At 65.9% G+C, this 24683-nt stretch carries 23 protein-coding genes; 13 read left to right on the top strand and 10 right to left on the bottom strand.

Going from position 1 to position 24683, the window contains the following annotated elements:
- Positions 1-9: 9 nt before the first annotated feature.
- A complete protein-coding gene (gene purN, locus ACEN9K_RS07035; protein WP_495635464.1) occupies positions 10-603 on the bottom strand; it encodes a phosphoribosylglycinamide formyltransferase in 594 nt (197 codons plus the stop codon).
- 39 nt (positions 604-642) lie between these two features.
- On the opposite strand from purN, the gene ACEN9K_RS07030 reads away from it, so the two are divergent.
- A complete protein-coding gene (locus ACEN9K_RS07030; protein WP_056393416.1) occupies positions 643-1074 on the top strand; it encodes a hypothetical protein in 432 nt (143 codons plus the stop codon).
- Between the two features lie 14 nt (positions 1075-1088).
- On the opposite strand, the gene ACEN9K_RS07025 is transcribed toward ACEN9K_RS07030, so the two are convergent.
- Positions 1089-2405 (bottom strand): cell division protein PerM, encoded by a 1317-nt coding sequence (locus ACEN9K_RS07025; RefSeq protein ID WP_056393413.1) that lies wholly within the window; start codon positions 2403-2405, stop codon positions 1089-1091.
- 436 nt (positions 2406-2841) lie between these two features.
- Positions 2842-3696 (bottom strand): PRC and DUF2382 domain-containing protein, encoded by an 855-nt coding sequence (locus ACEN9K_RS07020; protein ID WP_223994406.1) that lies wholly within the window; start codon positions 3694-3696, stop codon positions 2842-2844.
- A 258-nt stretch (positions 3697-3954) separates the two neighbouring features.
- On the opposite strand from ACEN9K_RS07020, the gene ACEN9K_RS07015 reads away from it, so the two are divergent.
- Together ACEN9K_RS07015 and ACEN9K_RS07010 are read left to right on the top strand one after the other, a co-directional pair.
- Entirely contained in the window at positions 3955-5112 is a 1158-nt protein-coding gene (locus ACEN9K_RS07015; RefSeq protein WP_478222164.1) for a glycosyltransferase family 4 protein, read from the top strand.
- Positions 5109-6479 (top strand): UDP-glucose dehydrogenase family protein, encoded by a 1371-nt coding sequence (locus tag ACEN9K_RS07010; RefSeq protein WP_495635463.1) that lies wholly within the window; start codon positions 5109-5111, stop codon positions 6477-6479. Before ACEN9K_RS07015 ends, ACEN9K_RS07010 begins: the two co-directional genes overlap by 4 nt.
- Before the next feature lie 18 nt (positions 6480-6497).
- Here ACEN9K_RS07010 and ACEN9K_RS07005 read toward each other — a convergent pair whose 3' ends face one another.
- Positions 6498-7361 carry an HAD hydrolase family protein gene (locus tag ACEN9K_RS07005; RefSeq protein ID WP_056393407.1) on the bottom strand — a complete coding sequence of 288 codons (864 nt, stop codon included), beginning with the start codon at positions 7359-7361 and terminating at the stop codon, positions 6498-6500.
- A 275-nt stretch (positions 7362-7636) separates the two neighbouring features.
- Between ACEN9K_RS07005 and ACEN9K_RS07000 the strand changes: the two genes are divergently transcribed.
- The 4 genes from ACEN9K_RS07000 to ACEN9K_RS06985 all read left to right on the top strand — a co-directional run bounded on the left by ACEN9K_RS07000 (position 7637) and on the right by ACEN9K_RS06985 (position 14286).
- Complete coding sequence (locus ACEN9K_RS07000) at positions 7637-7906, top strand: GlsB/YeaQ/YmgE family stress response membrane protein (RefSeq protein ID WP_018771805.1); 270 nt, start codon at positions 7637-7639, stop codon at positions 7904-7906.
- A gap of 204 nt (positions 7907-8110) precedes the next feature.
- Positions 8111-10243: a putative bifunctional diguanylate cyclase/phosphodiesterase gene (locus ACEN9K_RS06995; protein WP_495635687.1), complete on the top strand. Its 2133-nt coding sequence runs from the start codon at positions 8111-8113 to the stop codon at positions 10241-10243.
- Between the two features lie 135 nt (positions 10244-10378).
- On the top strand, positions 10379-13381 hold the full coding sequence (locus ACEN9K_RS06990) for a response regulator (protein WP_495635462.1): 3003 nt from the start codon (positions 10379-10381) through the stop codon (positions 13379-13381).
- A complete protein-coding gene (locus ACEN9K_RS06985; protein ID WP_056393401.1) occupies positions 13378-14286 on the top strand; it encodes a GGDEF domain-containing response regulator in 909 nt (302 codons plus the stop codon). The genes ACEN9K_RS06990 and ACEN9K_RS06985 overlap by 4 nt, the downstream gene beginning before the upstream one ends.
- 3 nt (positions 14287-14289) lie before the next feature.
- Here ACEN9K_RS06985 and ACEN9K_RS06980 read toward each other — a convergent pair whose 3' ends face one another.
- A complete protein-coding gene (locus tag ACEN9K_RS06980) occupies positions 14290-14694 on the bottom strand; it encodes a hypothetical protein (protein ID WP_056393400.1) in 405 nt (134 codons plus the stop codon).
- Positions 14695-14916: 222 nt separating this feature from the next.
- On the opposite strand from ACEN9K_RS06980, the gene ACEN9K_RS06975 reads away from it, so the two are divergent.
- Positions 14917-15468, top strand: coding sequence for a dihydrofolate reductase family protein (locus ACEN9K_RS06975; protein WP_018771810.1), 552 nt, complete (start codon positions 14917-14919; stop codon positions 15466-15468).
- Between the two features lie 2 nt (positions 15469-15470).
- Here ACEN9K_RS06975 and ACEN9K_RS06970 read toward each other — a convergent pair whose 3' ends face one another.
- Entirely contained in the window at positions 15471-15821 is a 351-nt protein-coding gene (locus ACEN9K_RS06970) for a DUF3846 domain-containing protein (protein WP_056393399.1), read from the bottom strand.
- A gap of 54 nt (positions 15822-15875) precedes the next feature.
- Positions 15876-16820, bottom strand: coding sequence for a homocysteine S-methyltransferase (gene mmuM, locus ACEN9K_RS06965; RefSeq protein ID WP_495635461.1), 945 nt, complete (start codon positions 16818-16820; stop codon positions 15876-15878).
- A gap of 117 nt (positions 16821-16937) precedes the next feature.
- On the opposite strand from mmuM, the gene ACEN9K_RS06960 reads away from it, so the two are divergent.
- Genes ACEN9K_RS06960 through ACEN9K_RS06950 form a run of 3 tightly spaced genes read left to right on the top strand, consistent with a single transcriptional unit; the run spans position 16938 to position 18940 of the window.
- On the top strand, positions 16938-17387 hold the full coding sequence (locus tag ACEN9K_RS06960; RefSeq protein ID WP_018771813.1) for a hypothetical protein: 450 nt from the start codon (positions 16938-16940) through the stop codon (positions 17385-17387).
- On the top strand, positions 17384-18133 hold the full coding sequence (locus ACEN9K_RS06955; protein WP_056393397.1) for a cyclase family protein: 750 nt from the start codon (positions 17384-17386) through the stop codon (positions 18131-18133). Before ACEN9K_RS06960 ends, ACEN9K_RS06955 begins: the two co-directional genes overlap by 4 nt.
- 30 nt (positions 18134-18163) lie before the next feature.
- Positions 18164-18940 (top strand): IclR family transcriptional regulator, encoded by a 777-nt coding sequence (locus tag ACEN9K_RS06950; protein ID WP_495635460.1) that lies wholly within the window; start codon positions 18164-18166, stop codon positions 18938-18940.
- 7 nt (positions 18941-18947) lie between these two features.
- Here ACEN9K_RS06950 and ACEN9K_RS06945 read toward each other — a convergent pair whose 3' ends face one another.
- The gene (locus ACEN9K_RS06945; protein WP_488314906.1) at positions 18948-19721 is read right to left on the bottom strand and encodes an IclR family transcriptional regulator; all 774 of its coding nucleotides are present in this window, start codon (positions 19719-19721) and stop codon (positions 18948-18950) included.
- Positions 19722-19874: 153 nt separating this feature from the next.
- Positions 19875-21320, bottom strand: a complete 1446-nt coding sequence (locus tag ACEN9K_RS06940; RefSeq protein ID WP_478222171.1) for an amino acid permease — start codon at positions 21318-21320, stop codon at positions 19875-19877.
- Between the two features lie 285 nt (positions 21321-21605).
- Between ACEN9K_RS06940 and ACEN9K_RS06935 the strand changes: the two genes are divergently transcribed.
- Entirely contained in the window at positions 21606-22658 is a 1053-nt protein-coding gene (locus ACEN9K_RS06935) for a homoserine dehydrogenase (RefSeq protein ID WP_495635459.1), read from the top strand.
- Positions 22651-24069: an aldehyde dehydrogenase family protein gene (locus tag ACEN9K_RS06930; RefSeq protein ID WP_495635458.1), complete on the top strand. Its 1419-nt coding sequence runs from the start codon at positions 22651-22653 to the stop codon at positions 24067-24069. Before ACEN9K_RS06935 ends, ACEN9K_RS06930 begins: the two co-directional genes overlap by 8 nt.
- Here ACEN9K_RS06930 and ACEN9K_RS06925 read toward each other — a convergent pair.
- Positions 24053-24568, bottom strand: coding sequence for an Lrp/AsnC family transcriptional regulator (locus tag ACEN9K_RS06925; protein ID WP_495635457.1), 516 nt, complete (start codon positions 24566-24568; stop codon positions 24053-24055). The genes ACEN9K_RS06930 and ACEN9K_RS06925 overlap by 17 nt on opposite strands.
- Between the last annotated feature and the right edge of the window lie 115 nt (positions 24569-24683).

Below are 24683 nucleotides of genomic sequence, written 5' to 3'. Positions count from 1 at the left end.
AACTGCTAGCTAGTTGGGGGGCTGGGGGGACGGGAACGAGGGGTCTGCGGCGAGGGCCGCCAAGGTGGAGACCAGGAGCCGCCGCTCCACCACCTTGATGCGTTCGTGCAGCGTTTCCTCGGTGTCTGAGTCCTCGATGGTCACGGCCTCCTGGGCAATGATGGGGCCGGTGTCCACGCCCGCGTCCGCCCAGTGGACGGTGCAGCCCGTGACCTTCACCCCGTATGCCATCGCATCCCGCACGCCATGGGCCCCTGGGAACGCCGGCAGCAGCGCCGGGTGCGTGTTGAGGTACCTGCCGTTGAACGCGTCGATGAAACCGGGGCTGACAATCCGCATGAACCCTGAAGACACCACCACGTCCGGCTTGTAGGTGGCCACGGCTTCGGTCAGCGCGGCATTCCAGTCGGCACGGTCCGGGTAGGCCTTGAAGTCCACCACGAACGTGGGGATGCCTGCGGCAGCGGAGCGTTCGACGCCGTACGTTCCTTCGCGGTCCGCGCCCACCGCCGCGATTTCCACAGCGAGCCCGCCCGCCTTGACGGCGTCGATGACTGCCTGGAGATTGGACCCGGTGCCGGAAACGAGGACGACGATACGCATTGGTCCAGCTTAGGTGCAGGCTCGCGTACGCTGGAAAACATGAACAGCGAACCGGGCCGGAGCGGGCAGCAGCAGGTCAGGCCCCCGCTCAGCGAGGCCGCGAAAGCGTCCCTCGCCAAGACCCAGACCCTGTTCCGGATGTTCGTGGTCTCGGTGCTCGGCGCGTTCTTCGTCTACCAGCTGGATGTGGGCTACCTCTGGCTGACCACGGTGCTCACCGCCTCGGGCCTGGTCCTGGGAATTGTCCTGCTGGTCCGCGCAGTCCGGTTGAAGGAATCCAAGCTGATTCTCTTCGGCACCATTTCCGGCCTGGTGGTCGCTGCCGTCATGGTGCTGCTGATTGTCACCACCATGGTCCTCTTCGACCAGGTCCGCGAGTACCAGGCCTGCCTTGGCCGTGCGCTGACGGACCGGGCCACCCACGCCTGCATGGTGCAGTTCCAGGACGTCCTGCCCACCAAGGTGCGCTAGGCCCCGCGCAGGTCCTAGTGGACCAGTTCCGCGTCCCGTTCAACAGCCGTGCTTTTCTCGCGTTCCAGCCATGGTCCGGCCGCGTAGCCAATCACGACGCCGGCAGCCACCTCGGCGGCCACCCACAGTCCCGTCCACAGCGGGTCAGGTCCAATGGCGGTCAGGCGGCCCACCCCGGCTGAACCCCTGGCAACCCAGGCCAGGCACAGGGTCAGCAGCCCCGCGGCCACGCCGGCCAGCGCGCCAAGGGCGAGGGTGGAAACTGTCGCCGTGAACCAGCGGGCGTGGACCTTGATGGCAAGCCACTCATCAAAGTGGTTCTCACCCTCCCGGAGGAACCACCACCCCGCCATGACACCGGCCAGCACCGGAACGATCATGGCTACGAAGGCGTAATCCAGGGGGCCCGAGGGGATGGCGGCCAGGACGGGGATGGACGGAAGCGGACCCACGGCGGTGCCCAGCGGACCCACCTGGGAGCCCACACCCATGGCGAAGCCGGCACCGGATGTCCAGGCGAGGGCGAAGACCACAAGGTTGGGCAGGAAGCCGAGCTGCGCGATGGTGAGGGCGGCACCTCCCACCGGGCCGGCGTCGAGCGCCTCATAGACAGACACCACAAGGTTCCAGTGGATGAACAGGTCAACTGCGAGCAGCGCTGCTGCCAACGCAAGCGCGGACACCACCGCAACGAATCCTGCCTTGGCCACCGACGCGAAGTAGGAACCGGCCCAGCGCGAATGCTGGCTGGTGCGCGAAATCCAGTCCACCGCGTCAACCCCGATGAGCCGGCTCCAGGATCCTGCTTCCCTGCGCGCGCCGATCACCATGCCCAGTCCGTACGGAACCAGGGGAACCAGCATGGCGTACCAAAGATTGATGACGACGTCGGCATTGCGGCAGACGAACCCGGTGGCGGCGCCGAAAGCCCCGTAGACCACCCAGGATCCAAGCAGCGCCTGCCACAGCTGGTCCGTGTAGGAAGCACGGGCGAGCCGGCGGCCAGCCCGCCAGGCAAGGAGGAACGGGATCAGGGTCAGGCCCAGGGGAATCAGGCTGAGGACGCCGGTTCCGCCGTGCGTGGCCGCCTGCGGTCCCGCGCCCGCCAGTTCCAGCGGCACGCCGTGTACCAGGAGCCAGGACTGGCCTGCCAGCCGGGCCAGGACCTCGAACTGCCCGTTCTGGAAACCGGCGGTGGCCCAGACAGCCACGATGGGCGCCACCACCACCAGCGCGGAAATGATGGCCGCCTGCGCCGTTTCAAGGGCTCCCTGCAGCCACAACGGCATGGGAAGGCCACGGTCTCCGGTCTGGTCAGCGCGCAGTTTCATCGTGCTCCATGGTGTCACGCCGGGTGGGCTCTGCCCGCGAACGACAGGCTCCACGGGGGCGCCGATGATCAATCAAATGACCGGGACGCCGGCGCTTTTTCCTGGAGGCCGCCGTAAAATTGGTAGAAACCAACACCCGCTGCCCCGCCGAGGGCGTGCTGCGATTTCTGCTGGCCGCCGCCGTCACCCGGCGCCAGTTCGATGACCCGGATTCCGTAAACCGGGAAAACAGGAGCCGCGAATGAGAGATGAACCGTAAGTTCTGAAGATATTCGTCCTACTGGCTGGTGCAGCCACGTTTATGCGCGGCTGCACCAGCGTTTAAAGAGTGCGGCGCCGGGAGCCCCCAAGTAGGCTCCCGGCGCCGTTCACCGTGTCAGGGCCGCTGTTTCAGCCAGCCTGCCCGCGGAACGTAGGGACGAGTCCCCCGCACCTGTCAGCGGCGGCTGCCGCCGTCTGTTTCGATGTTTTCCTTGCGGACTTCCTCGTTGACCGTGACGTCGTCGCGGACAACATCCTTGTCCAGCCGGACCCGCTCCACGGGGACGGCTTCCTTCTCCACCACCGGGCGCTCCTCATGGAGGACCACTTCGTGCTCTTCCTCGCTGATGGCCGGTCCGCCCATGGCGGCACCGCGGTTGGCGTCCGTGATGGGCTCGCGCTCAATGCGGACTTCTTCGCGCTCCACCGGGATGGTCTTGGTGACGTTCTCGGTTGTGACGTACTTGCGCAGCCGCGCGCGGCCGGTGGCCTCACGCTCCGTGCCCACGTGAAGCTGTTCCTCCGACCGCGTCATGGCGTCATCGGTGGTGGGGCCGGAGGTGTCGTGGCCGACGGTTCCGCGAGTGGTGTCGCGGTCGGAGGTACCGTTGCCTGCCGCCAGGCCTGCCGTGGGGGTGCCGGCGTTCAGGTCGGCGTCGCCCTGCAGGTCAACGTCCCGGTCAGTGCCGGTGGTCGCCTGCGTGTAGGTCCGGGCACCGCGTTCGTAGTAGGTGTAAAGCCGGTCCTCTTCCTCGGGGGTGAGGTGGCCGTCCGCGTCCACGCGGGGCGCGTCCTTGACGTGCTCCTTGGTGTAGGGGACTACCAGGTCGTCGTCCTGGTGGCGTGCGCCTTCGACCGGGATGAACGATTCGGAAGTGCCGAAAAGGCCGGTCTTGACCGTGACCCAAGTGGGCTCACCCGTGTCGTCATCTGCGTACAACTGGCCAATCGAACCGATCTTCGTACCATCGGAACCGACGACGTTGCCGCCCTTGGTGAGCAGGTTTTCAAGATTTTCCCTGTTGAGCATGACTCTCCTTGGATGTGTCGTTGCACTGGGTCTGCCAGCAATGGATGTCCTTGCGCGGGATGTCCCCGACGCCCGGTTTCCGCCCCGGCTGCTTGAGGCTCTGCGCTGACTACCCCCCTACCGTAAGCATGCTTAGCATCGAATGCCAAGCCTACTTAGTAATTTTTTTCGGGACTGGGTCCAGTTGTTCACCGGGCCTTTGCCTCCGGGTAACGCCTACTCCCCCACCATTTCAGGGAAGCCGCGCACGGTTGAGGGGTGAGGATCGCAATCGTCGCCGAATCATTTCTGCCGTTGATGAACGGCGTTACGCACTCAATCCTGCGGGTCCTGGACCATCTGCAGGAGCGGGGCGACGACGTCATGGTCATTGCCCCGTCCGCGCACGACGGGGATGCCGCAGTCCACGTCAACGGCGCCGAGGTCCACCGGCTTCCAGCGGTTCCGCTGGCAGGCTATACGAACGTGCGGGTGGCCGTGGGAGGTGTGTACCGGGTCAAGCGAATCCTTGCCGAGTACGCGCCCGATGTGGTGCATCTTGCCTCGCCGTTCGTGCTGGGCTGGCGCGCCGCCCAGGCTGCCGCGCAGCTGGGCATTCCCACCGTGGCGGTCTATCAGACCGAGGTCCCCAGCTATGCCGCCCGGTACGGTGTGCCCTTTTTGGAGAACTGGGCATGGAACCGGGTGGAGAACATTCATTTACTGGCCACCCGAACCCTGGTGCCCTCCACGTTCGCGCTGAACCAGTTGCGCGGCCGGGGCATTCCGCGGGTGCGGATGTGGCGCCGCGGCGTGGACACCGCGCGGTTTTCACCGGAAAAGCGCGACGGCGGGTGGCGGGCTTCGGTGGCCCCGAACGGTGAACGGATCATCGGCTACGTGGGCAGGCTCGCCGTGGAAAAACAGGTGGAGGACCTGGCCGCCCTCTCCGGCCTCCCCAACACCCGGTTGGTGATTGTGGGCGACGGGCCCCAGCGCACGGCGTTGGAGACGGTACTCCCCGGCGCGGTGTTCACCGGGTTCCTGGGCGGCGAAGAACTGGCCCGGGCGGTGGCGTCCTTCGACCTGTTCGTCCACCCCGGCGAGTTCGAAACCTTCTGCCAGACCATCCAGGAGGCCATGGCATCGGCTGTTCCTGTGGTGGCCACGGGGCGGGGCGGTCCGCTGGACCTGGTGGAGAATTCGCGGACCGGGTGGCTTTACGAACCGGGCGACCTGGCGGCCATGCGCGCCAGGGTGCAGGACCTGGTGGGCGACGACGCCAAGCGCCGGGCGTTCGCGGCGGCAGCCCACGCGTCGGTGCAGGACAGGACCTGGCCGGCGCTGTGCGCCGAACTGGTGCAGCACTACCGGGACGTCACCGCGGCGGTTCCCGGTCCCCCGCGGAAGGCGTCAAAGGCAGGAGCACCGTCATGAGGATTTCCGTAATAGGCTGCGGCTACCTGGGCGCTGTTCACGCGGCGGCCCTTGCATCCATGGGCCACTCGGTGGTGGGCATCGACGTCGATCCCGGCAAGGTGCAGCAACTGGCGCAGGGGGTGGCGCCATTCCACGAGCCCGGGCTTGACGAACTGCTCCAGGACGGCCGCGCTACCGGAAGGCTGCGGTTCGCCACCGACCCGGCAGAGGCAAGGGGCGCGCAGGTTCATTTCCTGTGCGTGGGGACGCCGCAGGACAAGGCGTCCGACGCCGCCGACCTCACCTTCCTGGTCTCCGCCCTGGAAAGCCTGCTGCCGCACCTGGCCGCGGGCGCCGTCGTCGTGGGCAAATCCACCGTGCCGGTTGGCACCGTGGACATGCTGCGCGGCATCCTGGCGCGACGGCCCGACGTGCTGCTCGGCTGGAACCCCGAGTTCCTGCGGCAGGGCACCGCCGTCAAGGACTCGCTGGTGCCGGACCGGCTGGTTTACGGCGTGGAGGGCGGCCGGCCCGCTGCCTTCAACCCGGCAACAGGTGCGCCCCTGGGGGTGGCGGCAGCACTGGATGCCGTCTATGAACCGCTGCTGGCCGCCGGGATCCCCCGCCTGGTCTGCAGCTTCGCCACGGCAGAGCTGATCAAATCGGCCGCGAACGCCTACCTGGCCACCAAGGTCAGCTTCATCAATGCAGTGGCAGGGCTGTGTGATGCTGCCGGCGCGGACGTGACGGAGCTCAGCGCGGCGATGGGGCTGGATCCGAGGATCGGCAGCAGGTACCTGCACGCGGGGCTGGGATTCGGCGGCGGCTGCCTGCCCAAGGACATCCGCAGTTTCCGCGCACAGGCCGCCACACTCGGCGTGCCCGCCGTGGAGGACTGGATGCGGCTGGTTGATGCGGTGAACCTTGGCCAGCGTGAACGCACGGTCGGCCTTGCCAGGGAGCTGTGCGGCGGAGCGCTGGCCGGACGCTCGGTCACTGTTTTGGGCGCCTCCTTCAAGCCTGATACGGACGACATCCGGGATTCTCCGGCGCTGGATGTGGCGGACCGGCTGGCCGCTGCCGGGGCGCACGTCACCGTCACCGACCCCAAAGCGGTCAATCTTGCCTGGCGCCGCTACCCGCGCCTGCGCTTCGAGGCGTCCACCGGGCGGGCACTCCAGGATGCCGAACTGGTGCTGCTCCTCACCGAATGGGACGAGTACCGGCGGCTGTGCCCCGCCGTCACCGGACAGCTGGTACGACGGCGGGTGGTCCTGGACGCGCGGAACGTGCTGGACGCGGCAGCGTGGCGGGAGGAAGGCTGGCTGGTGCGCGGCCTTGGCACCTCCGCCGGCACCTTGGCCACGGCAGGCGCGGTGGGCTGACGCCCGACAGGGGACGGCCTAGCCGAGGAGCCCCAGCTCAGCGAAGGCCAGGGCCACGCCGTTGCCGGCGGGTGCGGCAGTGGTCCTGTCCGCCACGGCAAGGACGGCGGGGTGGCCGCCTTCCACGGCGATGCCGACGGCTGCGTACTCAAGCATTTCGATGTCGTTGGCGCTGTCGCCGATGGCAATGATGTCGGCCCGGTCCAGGCCGAGCCGGGCTTCCACCACCTGGATGCCCACCGCCTTGTGCGTGCCGGCCATGAAGATTTCCCCTGCACGGTCGCCGAGCGCTGACAGGGAGCTCGGGATCAGCCCAACCTCCGGCCCGAAGGCCTCCAACAGGCGGGTCAGCGGCACCGGTGCATCGAAGCAGGAGATCTTGGCGTAGGAGGTGGCGCGGAGGTCATCGCCGTAATGCATTGGCCCCAGGATGTCCTCGAGCGGATCCACGTCCGTGCTGAGCACTCCGTCGTGGCGTGGACGCCCGGCGAAGATGGGGCCCAGCACCTCCCTCAGCCGCCGGTCCACACCGGTGCGGCCATGCAGGGCTTCCGGGGCCTCCAGGATGTAGGCGGCGTTGTGGGCATCCAGGGCCTCAACGATGCGTGCGGCCAGGCCGGGTTCAAAACGGGCATCCTTGAGGATCTCCCCGTTGACCTCCACCCTGGCGCCGGCGCCTGTGATGGTGCCGTCAAACCCAGCGTCCAGGATGTGGCCGGGGACCATGGACAGCGGGCGTCCGGTACAGACAAAGACGAGGTGGCCCCGTGCCCGGGCGGTCCGCACCGCGTCCACGTGCGCTGCCGGAGCCAGGCCGTGGTCGGCGTAGGTTCCGTCGATGTCGAGGAAGATGGCACGGGGCCTGGCGGTCTGGCTGGGCATGCCTGCGCTCCTTGGTCTGTTCGGGGACTTGCCATCCTATCGGCGGACGCCAGGCAGGCCGCACCCGAGAATGAACGTTCACGGGATGCCAAAGCCAGGCCACACGGCGGAAAACCAAGGACCGTCAGGACACTGATGGATAAAAGCACGGCATTACGCCTGAAACTGACAGTCATCCTGTGATATTCAAGGCCTTGCACAGTAGTAAGCCTGCTGATTGAATTATGGAACCGGAAATGGGGGCCCGGCACAACTTACTGACAAGGAGTGGCAACATGGGCATTATCGGATTTCTCATTTTGGGCCTGATTGCTGGAGCCATTGCAAAGGCAATCCTGCCGGGTCGCCAGGGCGGCGGCTGGGTAGTGACCCTGGTCCTCGGCGTCGTCGGAGCCATTCTGGGCGGCTGGATTGGATCGCTCATCTTTGGCGGCGGACTGGCCGAATTCTTCGACCTCAGGACCTGGCTGCTGGCCATCCTCGGCTCCATCATCGTGCTGCTGATCTACGGGGCAGTCGCCAACCGCAGCGGCCGCAGGGTGTAGCCGCAGCACAAAGTCAACTGAACAAGAAGCGCCGGACTCCCCAATAGGAGGACGGCGCTTTCTCTGTTCCGCGCCGCCCCAATTTGCCTTCCCTGGTGCGCACCCAATTCCTGCCAATGGCCTTTATGATGGCGAAGGGGTGGTGTAATGACCAGTTTTATGGGCCGTGGCGATGATGTGGCATTACAAACTTTTGGCGTGGTCATGGATGCCAGCCCGGACGCACTGCTGGCTTTGACCGCGGACGGTATTATCCTTGCGGCCAATTCTGCAGCGTCAAGGCTCTTCGGCTTACCAAAGGAAGCTTTTGCCGGCCTGGACCACCGCCCACTGATTGCCGAGGATTTCCGCGACGAGGTACGCCAGTTGTTCCTCCAGCTCCTTGCAGAGCCGGAAGGGCATCCGCTGCCCCGCGAGATCAGGGGACTCCGTCACGACGGCAGCGAGATCCCCATCGAAGTGGTGGCCGCACTCCTCCCCCAGCCAACCGCGGACCACGCCCGCGCAGAGCGCGGACCCGAAGGGCAATCCGAAGAACGGGCAGGGCAATCCGGAGCGCGGCTGCTGCTCTCCGCCCGTGGCACGGCACACCGCAAGGCGGCGGACGAGGATCTGCGCGAGGCCATGTCCTTGTTGACGGCCACCCTTGAATCCACTGCCGACGGCATCCTGGTCATGGGCAATGACGGCAGGGTGGCTGGGTTCAACGAACAATTCCTTGCCATGTGGCGCATCCCGCCCGAGTTGATGGAAGCGGACAGCGGAGAACCGGCCATGCAGCTCATCGTGGAGCAGGTGGCAGACCCAGCGGCCTTCACCGCCCGGCTGGGCGAACTTCAGGAAGACCCGGCCGCCGAGAGCCACGACGTGGTCGAGTTCAGGGACGGCCGCACCTATGAAAGATATTCCCGCCCCCAGCGGGTAGAGGAAAAGATCGTTGGACGGGTGTGGAGCTTCCGCGATGTCACGCCCCGGCGAAAAGCGCAGGAGCAGGCGCACAGGGCCATGATGGACCTGGCCGTCCAGGCCGAAAAGCTGCGGGCCATGGCGTTCCAGGACCCCCTGACCGGGCTCGCGAACAGGGCCGTGTTCAACGACGCCCTGGCCGAAGCACTTCAGGAAGCCCGGCTGAAGACGGTGGATGTCCTGCTCCTTGACCTGGACGACTTCAAGGAGGTCAACGACATCCTTGGCCACCAGGCGGGTGATGACATGCTCATCGAAGTGGCACGCCGGCTTCGCGGCTGCGTCCCTACAGCTGACGTTGTTGCACGATTGGGCGGGGACGAGTTCGTGGTGCTGTTGACGGCGTGCCCGGATGCCGACGCCATCGCGGCGTGCATCGTGCGCTGCCTGCACGTCCCCGTGACCATCGACGGCACTGTCCTCCGGCCGAGCCTCAGCCTGGGCCTCGCCTCGTTGGGGCAGGACAGCGTTGGGCCCTCGGAACTCCTGCGGCATGCCGACATTGCCATGTATGCGGCCAAGGCGGCAGGCAAGAACCGGTTCCTCCGCTTCCACCCGGACATGATGCAGGCACTGGTGCAGCGCACCCACATGGAGGGCGGGCTGCGGCTGGCTGTTCCGCGCGGCGAAATCACCGTGGATTTCCAGCCGATCGTGTCGCACCGCATGGGGCAGGTGGTCCAACTCGAGGCGCTGGCCAGGTGGGACCGCGGCGGTGAGCGGGTGCCGCCGTCGATCTTCATCCCCCTTGCCGAGCGCACCGGGCTGATCGGCGAGATCGGGGCCGAGGTAATGGCGTCCGGCATGGTGCAGCTGGCGCGATGGCTCAGCGAGGATCCGGCGCGGTCCCTGGCGGTGAACGTCTCCGGAGTCCAGTTGCAGGAACCGGACTTCGCCGAGACCGTCCTAAGGCTGGCGGCAGCCAGCGGCGTGGCCCCCTACCAGCTGGTCATGGAAGTTACCGAGAGTGTGTTTTTTGACGCCGACTGCAGCCTGATCCGGCAACTCAGCACGCTGCGGGACGCCGGCGCCAGGGTGGCACTGGATGATTTCGGCACCGGCTACTCCTCACTGGGCCGGCTGCAGGACCTGCCCGTGGACACGGTCAAGATCGACAAGTCTTTTGTGTCCATGGTGCGGACCGGCAACGAGCGCCTGCCGATCCTCAGCTCCATGATCAACATGGCCCACAGCCTGGGGCTGACCGTCACGGCTGAAGGGATTGAGACGGCGGCGCAGGCGGATTACCTGGCCGCGCTGGAGTGCGATTCGCTGCAGGGTTACCTGTTTTCCTTGCCGGAGCCAGGCGAGCGGCTTGGCCACGCGTTGCAGAACGCGGAAGAAGCCCTCAATGCCTTGAAGGGGCGGTAATTTTCCGGCCCATTCCAAGGATGCGCGGGATATTATGAGGGGGCGTCTCCGCCGTGGTCTCCGGCGGCTCCGCCCCTGTTTTGGGGCATTGGGCGCAATTAGGGGGAAGGGGTCTCCGTGTCCCAGTCTGGTCTCTTGGAACACCGTGTCAACAGCGGTGGGTCGCGGCTGTGGCCGCGGATCGTGGCGGCAGCGTTGGTCCTCACTGGACTCGGGGTGTTTTTGGCAGTGAACAGGGGCACTCCGGCCGCCCTTGTTACCGGCGACTTCCTCATTTTGGCCGCGTCCCTGGTGGCCGGGGTGAGCTGTGCGCGAGCCGGTGCCCGAGGTGGTGCGAACGCGAAGGCCTGGACCTATATGGCTGCGGCGTCCTTCGTCTGGGCAGCCGGAATGGCGCTCTACGCGTTTTACGGCCTTCTGAACGACCATGTTTACCCCTTTCCCTCCCTGGCAGACGCCCTGTTCCTTGGCTACTCGGTGCCCGCTGTCGTGGCGCTGTTCTCGTTCAAGCGCCGCGCCGGCACTCCCGTGGCGCTGTTTCGGGCGGTCATGGACGCCGCCGTCATTGCCGGCTCGGTGCTTGTGGTCAGCTGGTACACGGCCCTTGGCCCCGCCTTCAACGCTGTTGGGGACCCACTGACACGCCTTACCGGGATGGCCTACCCCGTGGTGGATCTGGTGATCACGTCCCTGGTACTGGTCCTGGCCATGCGGCGTCAGCCGGGCGAGCGCCTGCCCTGGCTCTGTTTCGGTGGCGGCCTGGTGGTGCTGGCCGTTACGGACAGCATTTACGTGCGCATGACGTTCGACGGCGTGACGGGAACCACCGGATCACCGCTTGCCTTGGGCTGGATAGGCGCCTTCCTCATCATCGCCATGGCTCCTGCTGCACCGTACGTGGAGAACACAGGCCCGGACCGGAAGGGGTACACGCTTGCACTGGAACTGCTCCCATACGTTCCCCTCCTCCTGGCTGTACTCCAGTTCGCTGGCCCGCACCTGCAGGAGCTCGATCCGTTCCTTCTCGTAGTGGGAGCCACTGTCCTTGCCTCCGTGCTGGTCCGTCAGGTGCTGATCGTCTTCGAGAACATCAGCCTGACCGGCGGACTCGAGGATGAAGTGGCTGCCCGCACCGTGGAACTTGAGGCGGCCCGGGAGGCGGCGTTGGAATCCAGCCGTCTCAAATCCGAATTCCTGGCTACCATGAGCCACGAAATCCGCACTCCGATGAACGGGGTAGTCGGCCTAACCGGGCTCCTTCTGGAAACCGGGCTGGACGAGACGCAGCGTCAGTACGCCCAAGGGGTTAAGGGTGCGGGGGAATCGTTGCTGGCCCTTATCAATGACATCCTCGATTTCTCGAAGCTGGAGGCCGGAAAGGTGGACCTGGACGTCCGTCCCTTCGACCCCAGGGTCCTCGTCGAAGAGGTGGCCGCCCTGCTGGCCGAACCTGCACTGGCCAAGAACCTGGAGCTGATCGCCTACTGTGAGCCTGACGTTCCTGCCCGTTTGCAGGGCGACTCCGGCAGGATCCGGCAAATATTGCTCAACCTTGCCTCCAATGCCGTGAAGTTCACGGCATCCGGGGAGGTCTCCATCCGGGTCACGGCCAAAGACCCGGGCTACGGCCCGGGAAGCACCGCGGCAATTGAGTTCGAGGTCCGCGACACCGGCATTGGCATCAGCCCGGAACATCACGGCAAATTGTTTGAATCCTTCTCGCAGGCGGATGCTTCCACCACCCGCCGCTACGGCGGTACGGGTCTTGGCCTGGCCATCTGCAGGCGCCTGACCGCTGTGATGGACGGTGCCATCGGGATGGACAGTGCGCCGGGCCAGGGCAGCACATTCTGGTTCCGGCTGCCGCTGCCCATAGCACCCCCGTCCACGGATCCTGTGCCGACCGCCGGATTCCTCACCGGTCTCCGCGTCCTGGTGGTGGATGACAATGCCACAAACCGACTGGTCCTCGAATCCCAGCTCCGTGGCTGGCGCCTTGAACCGCAATCCGTTCCGGACGCGACGGCCGCTTTGGAAGTGGCCCGCGCCGCGCGGCAGGCCGGGACACCCTTCCATTTCGCCGTTTTGGACTACTGCATGCCCGACACGGATGGCCTGGAGCTGGCCCGGCGCATCAAGGCCGACGCAGCACTTGCGGGCATGGAACTGATCATGCTGACCTCGACCATGCAGGTAGACCCGGCAGAGATTGCCGCCGCGGGTGTGCGTGAGTGGCTGATGAAACCCGTCCGCAGTTCCGAGTTTTACAACCGGCTGGTCCGCCTGATCTCGACCCGCGAGCCCACACCGGAATCCTGGAGCCGCCCAAGGCCCGCCCGAACCGCGCAGGCTGGGCGCGGCACGCCGCGCCGCGGGCAGATCCTGGTCGTTGAGGACAATGAGGTGAACCAGTTGGTGGCACGCGCAACAGTCGAAAAGTTCGGCTACGCGGTGGATGTGGTTTGCAACGGTGCCGAAGCGGTGGCGGCCGCGGCCGCGACAAGATACTCCGCCATCCTGATGGATTGCCACATGCCGGTGATGGACGGCTTCGAGGCAACCCGCGAGATCCGCCGCCTGCCCTCTGCAATCCGGGTGCCCATCATTGCCATGACCGCAGGCGCCCTCGATGGAGACCGGGAACGCTGCCTCGCCGCGGGCATGGACGATTACCTGTCAAAACCCGTGGACGCGGCTGCCCTGGAAGCTGCGTTGTCCCGCTGGGTTCCCGTGCAGCTCCCGCAGCCTCTTGCTGTCACCGGAGGTCCTTCCGCCGGAAGCCCCGGGCCCGCACTGGACCCGGACCGCATCGCCGTCCTTAGGGACCTGGGCCAGGATGACGGAGGGGCATTGTTGCGGGCAACGCTGGAGGCGTTCCGACGGGAGAGCCAGGTGCGCGTGGCGGCGCTCCGCGCAGCGGTTCCTGGCGACAGCCAGGTCCTGGTGCAGGCTGCCCACGCCCTGAAGGGGTCCGCGGCAAACATCGGAGCCTCCGGCGTGGTTTCGGTCTGTGCCGAGCTCGAAGAACTGGGCCGCAACGGGCAACTGGGCAACGCCGAGGGACTCGTCAGCCGGCTCGAGGCTGAACTGCACCGATTGGACGCCGAACTGGAGGCCGCAGTGAAGGGGGACCATTGAGAGTTCTCGTAGCGGACGATGATCCGGGGTCGCTCCTGGTGGCCAGGGCCGCCGTCGAACGTTCGGGGCATGACTGCATGACGGCTGCGGACGGTGGCGAGGCATGGGCCCTGTTCCAGGCACACCGGCCGGATGTGGTGGTCACCGACCGGATGATGCCCGTGATGGACGGATTGGAACTCTGCCGGGCCATCCGTGCAGAGGAGCCTGAGCTGTACACCTACATCGTGCTGCTGACCTCGCAAGGATCGCGCGACGACGTTCTGTCCGGGCTCGAGGCCGGCGCCGACGACTACGTCACCAAGCCGTTGGACCCCTTTGTCCTGCACACCAGGCTCCTAGTGGCGTTGCGAATCACCACGCTTCACGCGGACCTCGCACACTACCGGAAAGTCCTCTCGGAGCAAGCGCGCACCGATCCCCTGACCGGACTTCACAACCGGTTGAAACTTTCAGAGGACCTGGAGCAACTGCACGCCCGGAGCGCCCGCCATGGCGAGGGGTACAGTGTGGCGCTGTGCGACGTGGACAATTTCAAGAGCTACAACGACCTCTACGGTCACCAGGCCGGCGATCTGGCCCTTCGGGCGGTGGCATCCACCCTCGCGGCAACGGCACGACGGACTGACGGTGTCTACCGGTTCGGGGGCGAGGAGTTCCTGCTGGTGCTTCCCCGACAGGGCGTGATCGGGGCCAGGGCCCTTGTGGAACGGGCGTTATGCGCCGTACGTGACCTGGCCATACCCCATGCCGGCGACCCATCGGGCCAGTTGGGGTTCAGCGCTGGAGTCTCCGGGTTCTCCGCGGGGCATGTGGTGAGTGCCGAAATGCTGCTAAATGAAGCCGACGCAGCCCTTTACGCGGCAAAGGCCGCAGGGCGGAACCAGGTGATGCTCGCACCGTAGGCGCTATGCTGCCTTTTTCCCGCCAGACTTCTTCTGCGGGGCCTTCTGACCGGACGGCCGCTGCTCAGCAACGGCTGCCGCATTGGCGGGTGTTTCTGCCGGCCGGCCAGCGTACGGCGTCACGGTCGTTGCGGAAGCAGCAGGTTCAGCGTGCACATCGGGTGCGGCGGCGCGGTTGCGGCGCCAGCGGCGGACCAGGTCGACGGCGGCCAGCAGGCCCGCGAGGGGGGTCAGCACAGCTGCCGCGTAGACGAACAGCATCCAGGTCAGGGTGGTGAGCGGTGGCTGGTTGTTGTTGAGCAGGGACAGTCCGCCCAGCATTCCAACAACCCAGAACAGCACTACGGCCGTCAGGACAGCGCCGGCAGGAAAATACTGGTTGGTCACGACTTTTTTCAGGGTTTCCATGCACTTCCTCCTGCCTGGCCGGGGGGACGGCGAAAGCCGCTCAAAAACAAGTATGGGGCCCGGCCGGCGCGAAACCGTGCAAGACGACACGGCGAGTGATCAAGCTAACGTAACCATCCGCCGTCGTCCGAATTCCCGGGCCAAAATAAGGTCCGGCGCCCTTCCCGGAAAGGCCCTGGGCGCATACCGTAATGCCTGTCCGCTCGAAAACTGGAGGTTCCCATGCGCAAAGTCACTGCCGGCCTGTTCCACTCCGTGGACGGGGTGGTGTCCGAACCCTTCAAGTTCCAGTTCGACAGCTTCGACGACGAACTCGGCGCGGGCCTGACCAAGATGATGAACACCGTGGATACCGTGGTCCTGGGCCGCGTCAGCTACCAGGAGTGGGCTGGTTACTGGCCCACCGCCTCGGCAGACCAGGACTTTGCCGCGTTCATCAACCCGGTGGAAAAGTTCGTTGCGTCACGCACCCTGACCGGGCAGCTGGAATGGCAGAACTCTCAGTTGATGGACGCTCCGCTTGAGGAGTTCGTTGCCGCCTTGAAGGACCGCGACGGCGGCGAGATCGCCGTGTGCGGGAGCATCTCGGTGGTGCGGCAGCTGCTGTTCGCCGGGCTGTTGGACTCGCTGCAGCTGATGACGCACCCGGTCATTGCCGGCAGCGGCCGCAGGCTGTTCCAGGACGGTGACCCGCTGACCCGGCTGGTGTTGCTTGACCAGTCCACCACCAGCAAGGGCAACGTGCTGAGCACCTACGGGGTCCGCGGGGACTAAGCCTACGCGGCCAGCGGGGCCCCGAAAAGCTCCTCCGCAAGCCGGGACAAGTGGTCCGGGATGTCCGCTTCGGCCCCGTGATCGCCGCGGCCGAGGAAGACCGCGGTGCCACGGATCCCGTCAAGGTCCAGGCCGCATTCGTGCATCAGCTGCCCGGCGCGGAAGTTGACCGGCAGGAGCATGGTGACGCTTTCGGCGTTGAGGTAGACATGCCAGTCGCCGCGGATCACCGACTCCAGCGGCCCGCCCACCAAGGCTTCCAAGGCCTGCAGGTCTGCCGGCACCTGCTCGATGCGCATCGGCTCGGAATTGCCGGCCGGTACAACAAGTGCTGTGTAAGTTCTGTTGTTCATCGTTCATTTCTCCTTAGGTTTTAACACCCGTGGAGACGGCAGTGTTCCCGGTAACTATGCCTTCCCGGCCAACGCTGCGACGTCGGCGGGCGTGGTCCGGCAGCAGCCGCCCACGATGCGGGCACCAAGCTGCCGCCACCCAGGGGCACCTGTGCCGAGGCTGGAGGGAGCACCGCTGCCGGAAGCCGCCCGGTCCTGGCTCCACGTCTTTGTCACGGGATGGTAGGTCTCCCCCGAATTGGGATAGGCCAGCAGCGGCTTGTCCGTGTGCAGGCCCAGTGCTGCGAGCGCGGGAGCGACCAGGTTGAGCGGGACGCAGTTCACACCCACGGCGGCGACGTGGAGCTGTCCGTCAAGGAGCCGGGCCACGTCGGCGAGCGGGGTTCCGTCGCTGATGTGCCCGCCGTCGCGCAGGGAAAAGGAGAACCAGGTGTCGACGCCGTGTTCCCGGCTGAGTGCCAGGAGGGCTTCGGCCTCAGCGAAGGAAGGCAGCGTTTCCAAGGCCAGGAGGTCCACGCCGGCGTCCACCAGCGCGGCGATGCGGGGGGCGTGGAAGTCCTGGAACTCTTCTGCGGTGAGGGCGTAGTCCCCCCGGTACTCCGAGCCGTCCGCAAGGTAGGCACCGTAGGGACCCACGGAACCGGCGACCAGCAGCGGCCCGGCGTCCGGGTGGTCCTCCAGATGCTGCCGCCGCGCTTCATCCGCCAACCGGGCGGACAGCGCAACGAGCTCCAGGGCTTCCCGTTCGCCCATCCCCCGCGCCGCAAACCCCTGGGGCGTGGCCTGGTAGCTGGCGGTGGTGGCGATGTTCGCGCCGGCGGCGAAGTAGTCCCGGTGCACGTCCCTGATCAGCTCGGGCTGCTCCAGGAGGACCTTGGCGGACCACAGTGCGTCGTTCAAATCGCAGCCGCGGGCCTCCAGTTCGGTGGCCAGGGCGCCGTCAGCTACGAGGCCTGCGCCGGCGTCAAGCAGGGTGGACAGGGAACGGCGGCTAGGCATCGCACCTCCGGTCGATTGTGGGCTGTTTTGTTCATTATAGGCAAGTTTCCATGCTTGTAATGCATATCACTGTGTGCCACGATGACTGCAGCAACGACCATTACAGGAGGAATATTCGTGAGTGTGCACCTGAACAGTGTCCGCAAGCTACGGGTCCACTGGCCCATCAGTGCGGAAACCTTCGGCCGGATAGCCGCCGGAGACGCCAACGCCGTCCAGCAGGATCCGGGGCTGGCAGAACTCCTGCACACCGTTGGGCATTACCCGGACCTCGGTGATTTCGGGAACTACAAGCACGTCTTCGAATCCGGCATCGGATTCGAAGGATTCTCGTGCGGCGAAGGGGCGTCTCCCACGCTTGGCAGGGTGGGCGAGCAGACCCTCTCCCCCACGTTCGTCTTCACCACCTATTTTGATGCCACCCTGGACGAGGCCGTCCTGGAACGGGTTATGCAGGAACTGGTGGCCATCCACCCGTGGGAACTGCCTGTCATCGAGGTGACCGGTCCCGTGAGCGTGGCCGGTGGGCTGCACCGTAAAACCCCCTCGGCGGCGGCAGCATCATGACACTCACCACCACTGCCGCCTGGCCCGCGCTTCAGTCCGCCCTGGCAGGCAGGACGTTCACGGACCTCACCCATGCCTTCCATCCAGGCCAGCCCCGTTTCGCCGCCTTTCCGGACGAAACCCGGGAGGCTCTTTTCGACCTTGAAAGGGGCGACGGGTTTACGGCCCACCGGTATTCGATCGTTGGCCAGTGGGGCACGCATGTGGATCCGCCTTCCCACTTCATCCGGGGTGGACGCACCCTCGACCGGATTCCAGTCCAGGACATGATTCTTCCCCTTGTGGTCCTGGACATCACCCGGCGGGTGGAACGGGATCCGGATGCAACCCCCACCCTGCAGGATGTGCACGGATGGGAAGACCGGAACGGAAGAATCCCGGCTGGATGCTTCGTTGCCCTGAGGACCGGCTGGAGCTCACGGTGGCCGGACGGAGATGCCATGGCCAACAAGGATGCGGACGGAGTCAGCCACACTCCCGGGTGGTCCCGTGAGGTGCTGTCCTTCCTGGTGGAGGAACGCTGGGTTTCGGCCATCGGGCACGAGCAAACGGACACCGATCCGGGGCTGGCAACCTCGCAGGGGGACTTTAGCCTGGAAACCTACATCCTGGCGAAGGACCGCTGGCAGATAGAACTGATGGCTGATTTGTCCGGCCTCCCTGAATCGGGTGCCGCAATCGTGGCCAGCTGGGCCAAACCCTCCGAAGGGAGCGGCTTCCCGGCCCGCGTCTTCGCCATCTCCTGACCCTGGCGGGCGGTCCTCTAGACTCGGACCATGTCGAGGACTTCAAGCATGGGACGTGGCGTCATGGCCGTCCTGGCGGCCGGGGAACGCCACCTGCGTGGCCTCCCCGGCGGCACGGTTGCAGAGATCGCTGCGGACCTGGGCAGGGACCGAAGCCAGGTTTCCAGAAGCCTGCGGACAGCTGAACAGGAAGGTTTCCTGCGGAGAACCCCCGAACGCACCTTCGCCCTGGACTGGAGCGTCCTGACCGACGCCCTCCTGCTGACCCGGCGCCGGCTGGCAACCGACGGGACCGCCGCCCTGGAACGCCTTTCGAGGGAGACTGATGAGGGGTGCTTCCTGGGGGTCCTCAGCGGCAGGAGCACCGTAACGGTGGGCGAAAGCGTCCCGGCGAGCAGCCGGCTGGTGGGCTCGTGGCTGGGCCGGCCCTACCCTGCCTACTGCAGCGACGCCGGGCAGGCACTTTTGTGGGAGACTCCGGACGATGAGGTCCGCAAAATCTTCGCGGGCGTCCAGTTCCAGCAGCACGGCCCGAACACCCCCGCGGACGTCGAGGATTTCCTGGCACGGCTCAGGGACGCACGGGTCCGCGGCTACTCCATCGTCGACGAGGAAGCGGAGCCCGGGCTCTACTCACTGGCCGCACCCATCAGGGATTTCAGGGGCGACGTGGTGGCGGCCCTGCAGGTGGTGGGCCTGAAGGGCCGCCTTGAACCCAGCCGGTCCCGGCACGCCGAAGCGCTCGTCCGCCAGGGCCGCTGGCTGGAAGGCATGCTGGGATGGCGGTCTCCGGACAGCAACCCCTAAGGGCCGCCTACCCTTCCGGCCCGGGATGGACCGAACCGAGCCTTGCCGCGGCCTCCGCGAGCACATCCGCCAATTCCCCTGCGCGGGGTCCAACGTCCGGCTGCCCGCCCAGCACACTCAGCGAAGCGACGATCCCACCGCCCGGGTCCCGGACAGGCACGGCCACCTCCACGATGCCGTGTTCGAATTCCTCCGTGGCGACAACGAAACCATGGGGCTTGTCTTTGGCCATGAGTTCCCAGGCCTCCGCGCTGGAATGCGGTGCGCCGGGACCACCGACGCCGACAAAGTTCACGTCGGAAAGCAAAGCTTCAAACCCGCGCCGCTTATGGTCCCACAACAGCGCCCTGCCCGATCCGGTACACCACACAGGCGTCACCATGCCGGGCTGGACGAAGCTGCCCGCCTGCGAATCGTTGCTGGACGCCAGGAGCAGGATGACCCTGTAGCCGTCGCGGACCGAGACCCGGGCGCGCAGCCCGGTAGTGGCCACCAGCGCCTCCAGTTCCGCCGCCGCATGCCGGATCCACCCCGTATTGAGGGTGGCGGCAAGGCCGAAGAAGCCCGTCCCTACGCGGAACGGGCCGCGTTCGCGGCGCTCCAGCAGGCCAAGCTCACAAAGCTCCTGGGTCAAACGGGAGACGCGGCTTTGGTCCATGTCCAGCTCGGCGGCCAACTGGGAGACACCCATAAGCTGCTTCCCCGCCTTTTCCCGGTCAATGACCAGGCGCACTATCCGCAATCCCTGCGCCAGCGACGCCGCCTCCGGGGAGTTATCCACCCTGCTGCTCCTTCCGACCGGCAACCAGCCTATCCTCACACGTTGCGGCACCGCCCAGCGGGAAACACCAATCCCCCGGAAGCAACGCAGTCCCGGGCACGGCGATGGCCTGGCGCGGACGTTCGGCCGTCCGCGCCAGGCCATGGAAACGGTTCAGCCCTGCGCCGTCTTTTCGGCTGCGGCCCGGCGCCCGTACCTGATGTGGAAGTAACCGTAGCAGGCGGCGACGAAAGGAATCCCAAAGTACAGCGCCGCCACTTGGGCCGGATCGAAAGCGATGCCGACCAGAGAGACTGTGCAGAGAGTGAATGCCAGGACCGGCACCAGTGGGAAGAGCGGCGCGCGGTAGGACAAGGTGGACACGTCCCCGCCGTTCCGGACAAAAGACCGCCGGTGGAAGAAATGCGAGGCGGTGATGGACATCCAGACTCCCACCACTGCGAAGCCCGCTACCGATACCAGCACCAGGTACACGGTTTCCGGAGCAACCACGCTGCTGATGAGTGAGGCCAGCCCTCCGAGCATGCTCACCGAGAGCGCGGTCATGGGAATGCCGCGCTTAGTCAGCTTCTTAAGCGCCCGGGGTGCGTGGCCTTCGTCGGCCAGGGAGTACAGCATCCTGGCGCACGAGAACAGGCCACTGTTGCCTGCAGACAGCAGCGCCGTGATGATGACGAAGTTCATCAGATCGGCGGCAAAGGGAACACCCGTCGCCGTGAAAACCGTCACGAACGGGCTTTCGTCGAGCCCAACTTCCTGGTACGGGATCGTGGCGGCGATGACGGCGATGGCTCCGACGAAGAACACCAGGAGGCGGATGACCGTACTGCGCATCGCTTTGGGAATGCTGGTGGCGGGATCCTTCGTCTCCCCTGCGGCGACGCCGATCAGTTCAGAGCCTGAGAAGGCATAGAAGACTGCGAGCGCCGTCACCAGAACGCCGGTGAAACCGTTGGGAAACAGCCCTCCCTCGGGGTTGAAGTTTTCGAACAGGAAGGGATGGTTGCCCGATGCGCTGAGCGGGTGGAAGCCCAGGAGGGCTGCCCCGCCCAGGACGATGAGCCCGATGATGGCGCCCACTTTGATGATGGCGAACCAGAATTCCGACTCACCGAAGAACTTGGATGACACGGCGTTGAGGCCGAACAACGTTGCGGCGAAGATCAGGCACCAGACCCAGACGTCAACGCCCGGGAACCAGCGCTGCATCAGCAGGCCCGAGGCTGTGAACTCCGATCCGATGGCGACCGCCCAGCACAGCCAGTAGAGCCAGGCGGTGGCGAATCCCGTGGCGGGACCAATGGACCGGGAAGCATAGATATGGAACGCACCGGAGACGGGGTAGGCGATGGCGAGCTCCCCCAAGCAGGCCATGACCAGGTAAACCACGAAGGCACCGACGAGGTAGGCGAGAACGGCACCCAGCGGGCCGGCCTGGGAAATGGTGTAACCCGAGCTGAGGAACAGTCCGGAACCAATCACGCCGCCCATGGCGATCATGACAAGGTGCCGGGGCCCCATGGAGCGGCGGAGCCCTGATTCCGTTGACGGCGGTGCGTCCGGCTCCGGCTTGAGGGTGAGGGGGGTCGAAGATTCCAAGTGGTGCCTCCAGTGGGGGATGGTCGGAAGGACGGCCGCGGTTCGGGTGCCGGTCCATGAAAGCTTTAAGCGCGTCGACAGTGACGAAAGTAACACAAACTGGCATTTTTAGTCATCAAAATCATATTCAAATGCGAATGTTGCACTTTTATTGCTGTTACTCCGTATGTCGATTTGCCCTTCAGTTGGTCGTTTCGCCTCCCCGGCGGAGCGTTTGGACATGCCTCAACGGACACCGGGTGGGCACAGGATGGGAGCAACAACAACCACCTCAAGGGAGTAGCAATGACCACCTACGACATCGCGCTGATCGGGTTCGGCGGCGTCAACCGGACCCTGGCCGAACTGATTGCCACCAGAGGGGATGCGCTTGGCCGCACCCTCGGCTTTGACCTGCGGGTGGTTGCCATTACGGACCTTGGGCTGGGTTCCCTGGTCCAGGACGGGGGGATCGATCTTGACATGGCCTTGGGCCTGGATCCCGCCGTCGCGACATTTGCAGCGTACGGCGGGTCAGCGGACCCGGACAACGAGCGCGTGATCCGGACCTGCTCCGCAGGGATCATTTGCGAAGCAACGTTCACCAACCCTGCAGACGGCGAGCCTGCGGCTTCACACGTTCGCTGGGCGCTGGAGTCGGGAAAGAGTGTCTGCACCACCAACAAGGGTCCGGTGGCCCTGCATGGCCAGGAGTTGAGCCGGCTCGCGAAGCTTAAAGGGCTGCATTTCGAATTCGAGGGCGCGGTGATGAGCGGGACACCCGTCATCCGTTTGGCCAAACAACTGTTCCCCGGACTGGCGCTCAATGGCTTCGAGGGCATCCTCAATGGCACGAGCAACTATGTCCTGGGCAGGATGGAAGAGGGCCTCAGCTTTGAGGAATCGGTCCTCGAAGCCCAGAGCCGGGGGTACGCAGAGGCAGATCCCACGGCCGACATCGAGGGCCACGACGTCCAACTGAAAGTCCTGATCCTGGCCAATGAGCTGCTGGGGGCGGACATCACGCTGGCGGATGTGCAGCGCCAAGGGATGTCAACGCTGTCACCCGAGGACATCAGGCGCGCCAGGACCGAGGGGCGGCGGTGGAAACTGGTGGGCTCCGCGCGGCGGAACCTGGATGGAAGCATCAGTGCCGGAGTTGCCCCCGTGGCGCTCCCCCTGGCCCACGGCCTCGCCGGGGTTTCGGGTGCCAACAATGCAGTGTCGTTCAACACCGATCTCCTCGGCCCGGTGACCGTGTCCGGACCCGGGGCCGGGCGGGTGGAGACAGCGTACGCCCTGCTGTCCGACATCATCGCCATGCACGCCGCACGGAACCAGGTGGCTGCAGATGCGTGAATCAACCCTTGCACCGCTGGATCACGCAACGGCCGCGATCCGGGAGGTGCTCAGCCCCTACGACGGCCGGGTGGTGGGAGCCGTGGCCCTGACCAGGGCGGAGTCCGTGGACGCGATTATCCGGGCTGCCAGGTCCGGGGCGGCGCAGGCACGCGCGCTGTCCCGCCATGCCCGGGGGAAGCTGCTGGACGCGGCTGCCGCACTAATCGACGCGCGCCACGCGGAATTCGCCCAGACCATCACAGCCGAGAGCGGCAAAACCATCCGCCAGGCACGAAAGGAGGTGCGGCGGGCAGTCAACACCCTGCGCCTGTCCGCCGCGGAGGCACGCCGGAACGCCGGCGAGATCATTCCCTTTGACTCCTATGAAGGCTCCGAGGACCGCATGGGGTGGTACGCACGGGAACCGCTGGGCATCATTGCGGCCATCACCCCGTACAACGACCCCCTTAATCTGGTGGCACACAAGGTGGGCCCGGCAATCGCCGGAGGCAACGCCGTCATCCTCAAGCCGTCCGCGCTGACGCCCCTGTCCGCGCAACTGCTTGCCGAAGTCTTCGTCGAAGCCGGCCTGCCTGCCGGCGTCCTCACAGTGGTCCACGGGGACACGGACGTGGCGGAGGCGATCGTGCGGAGCCGGGAGGTCCGCATGGTGTCCTTCACCGGCGGATTCACGGCCGGCGAGGCCATTGCCAGGACCGCAGGCCTGAAGAAGCTGTCCATGGACCTTGGCGGGAACGCCCCGGTCATCGTCATGGATGATGCCGACTTGGATGCTGCCGTTTCAGCCTGCGTCTCCGGAGCCTTCTGGGCAGCCGGACAGAACTGCGTGGGGGTTCAGCGCATCCTCGTGGCCGCCTCCCGCTACCACGAGTTCCGTCGGCGCTTCCTGCAGGAGACGTCGCGGCTGGTGGCGGGCGACCCCGCCGAGGAAGCCACCGACGTCGGTCCCATGATCAGTCCCGCCGCCGTGGATCAGCTCCAGGCCAAGATTGAGGCGGCGGTTGCCTCCGGCGCCGTGGTCCTCGCCGGCAACACCAGGGTAAACAACGTGCTGCATCCGACGGTCCTGGAGAGAGTGCCCGCCGGCAGCAGGCTGTGGACGGAAGAGGTGTTCGGGCCGGTCGTCATGCTGCAACCCTTCACAACCTTCGACGAAGCCGTGGGGACCGCCAACGCCATCGACTACAGCCTTCACGCCGGGATCTTCACCGGCTCGCTGGACACGGCCCTGGACGCCGCGGGCCGCATCGACGCAGGCGGCGTCATGGTCAACGACTCGTCGGACTACCGCTTCGACGGCATGCCGTTCGGGGGATCCAAGTATGGCGGCCTGGGCCGCGAAGGCGTCCGCTTCGCCTATGAGGAGATGACCCAGCCGAAAGTGGTGTGCATCAAGCGCCAGGGCTGACCACCGGAAGCGGAGCCTGGTCGAGAGCGTTTCCCGGCTGGGCCGGCTTCGCTGCCGCATCCCGCCGGATGTAGTTGGACAGGGTCATCGCCGTCACGGTGTCCGTCACGCCGGGCGTGGCCGCTATCTGCTCCCAGATCTCCTGGATGCGTTCAAGCGACCGTGCTTCCACCCGCACCAGCAGGTCGAAGTCGCCGCTGACCACGTCGCACAGGACCACCTCCGGGATCGATTGCAGCACGGCGATGACGTCCGATCCGCGCACCCTGTCCTTCCGGTAGACCATCAGGAAAGCAGAGACTGTGCCGTGCCCCGGGGCGCCGGTCACCACGGTGTAGCCCTGGATGTACCCCTGCCGTTCCATCCTGTCGATGCGTTGCCGGACCGCATTGCGGGACAGCATCACCTTTGCAGCCAGCTCCGCGTGGCTGACCCGGGCATTGCGGGTCAGCTCCGCGAGGATGCCCTGGTCGATCCGGTCAAGACTCGCCCGATCCATGTTTCACCCTTCACCGCATGACTTCACAACAGCAGACACGAGTCGGCCCGGCTCCAGAACGAAAGCACACAGAGATGATACTTCGGCAGCAGCCGCTGCAGAGTCAGCGGAGAGC

The sequence above is a fragment of the Pseudarthrobacter sp. Pseusp20 genome (genome assembly GCF_059492155.1).
The sequence above is the reverse complement of the archived record's forward strand: the minus strand, read 5'-3'. Positions and strand labels throughout refer to the sequence as shown.

What these genes read in the sequence shown, in the direction of transcription:
- ACEN9K_RS06980 (WP_056393400.1), bottom strand. Translation starts at nt 14,694, where the DNA reads ATGGAAACCCTGAAAAAAGTCGTGACCAACCAGTATTTTCCTGCCGGC.
- ACEN9K_RS06970 (WP_056393399.1), bottom strand. Translation starts at nt 15,821, where the DNA reads ATGAACAACAGAACTTACACAGCACTTGTTGTACCGGCCGGCAATTCC.
- ACEN9K_RS07030 (WP_056393416.1), top strand. Translation starts at nt 643, where the DNA reads ATGAACAGCGAACCGGGCCGGAGCGGGCAGCAGCAGGTCAGGCCCCCG.
- ACEN9K_RS07020 (WP_223994406.1), bottom strand. Translation starts at nt 3,696, where the DNA reads ATGCTCAACAGGGAAAATCTTGAAAACCTGCTCACCAAGGGCGGCAAC.
- ACEN9K_RS07010 (WP_495635463.1), top strand. Translation starts at nt 5,109, where the DNA reads ATGAGGATTTCCGTAATAGGCTGCGGCTACCTGGGCGCTGTTCACGCG.
- ACEN9K_RS07000 (WP_018771805.1), top strand. Translation starts at nt 7,637, where the DNA reads ATGGGCATTATCGGATTTCTCATTTTGGGCCTGATTGCTGGAGCCATT.
- ACEN9K_RS06950 (WP_495635460.1), top strand. Translation starts at nt 18,164, where the DNA reads ATGTCGAGGACTTCAAGCATGGGACGTGGCGTCATGGCCGTCCTGGCG.
- purN (WP_495635464.1), bottom strand. Translation starts at nt 603, where the DNA reads ATGCGTATCGTCGTCCTCGTTTCCGGCACCGGGTCCAATCTCCAGGCA.
- ACEN9K_RS06975 (WP_018771810.1), top strand. Translation starts at nt 14,917, where the DNA reads ATGCGCAAAGTCACTGCCGGCCTGTTCCACTCCGTGGACGGGGTGGTG.
- ACEN9K_RS06925 (WP_495635457.1), bottom strand. Translation starts at nt 24,568, where the DNA reads ATGGATCGGGCGAGTCTTGACCGGATCGACCAGGGCATCCTCGCGGAG.
- ACEN9K_RS06935 (WP_495635459.1), top strand. Translation starts at nt 21,606, where the DNA reads ATGACCACCTACGACATCGCGCTGATCGGGTTCGGCGGCGTCAACCGG.
- ACEN9K_RS07005 (WP_056393407.1), bottom strand. Translation starts at nt 7,361, where the DNA reads ATGCCCAGCCAGACCGCCAGGCCCCGTGCCATCTTCCTCGACATCGAC.
- ACEN9K_RS06930 (WP_495635458.1), top strand. Translation starts at nt 22,651, where the DNA reads ATGCGTGAATCAACCCTTGCACCGCTGGATCACGCAACGGCCGCGATC.
- mmuM (WP_495635461.1), bottom strand. Translation starts at nt 16,820, where the DNA reads ATGCCTAGCCGCCGTTCCCTGTCCACCCTGCTTGACGCCGGCGCAGGC.
- ACEN9K_RS07025 (WP_056393413.1), bottom strand. Translation starts at nt 2,405, where the DNA reads ATGAAACTGCGCGCTGACCAGACCGGAGACCGTGGCCTTCCCATGCCG.
- ACEN9K_RS06955 (WP_056393397.1), top strand. Translation starts at nt 17,384, where the DNA reads ATGACACTCACCACCACTGCCGCCTGGCCCGCGCTTCAGTCCGCCCTG.
- ACEN9K_RS06995 (WP_495635687.1), top strand. Translation starts at nt 8,111, where the DNA reads ATGGATGCCAGCCCGGACGCACTGCTGGCTTTGACCGCGGACGGTATT.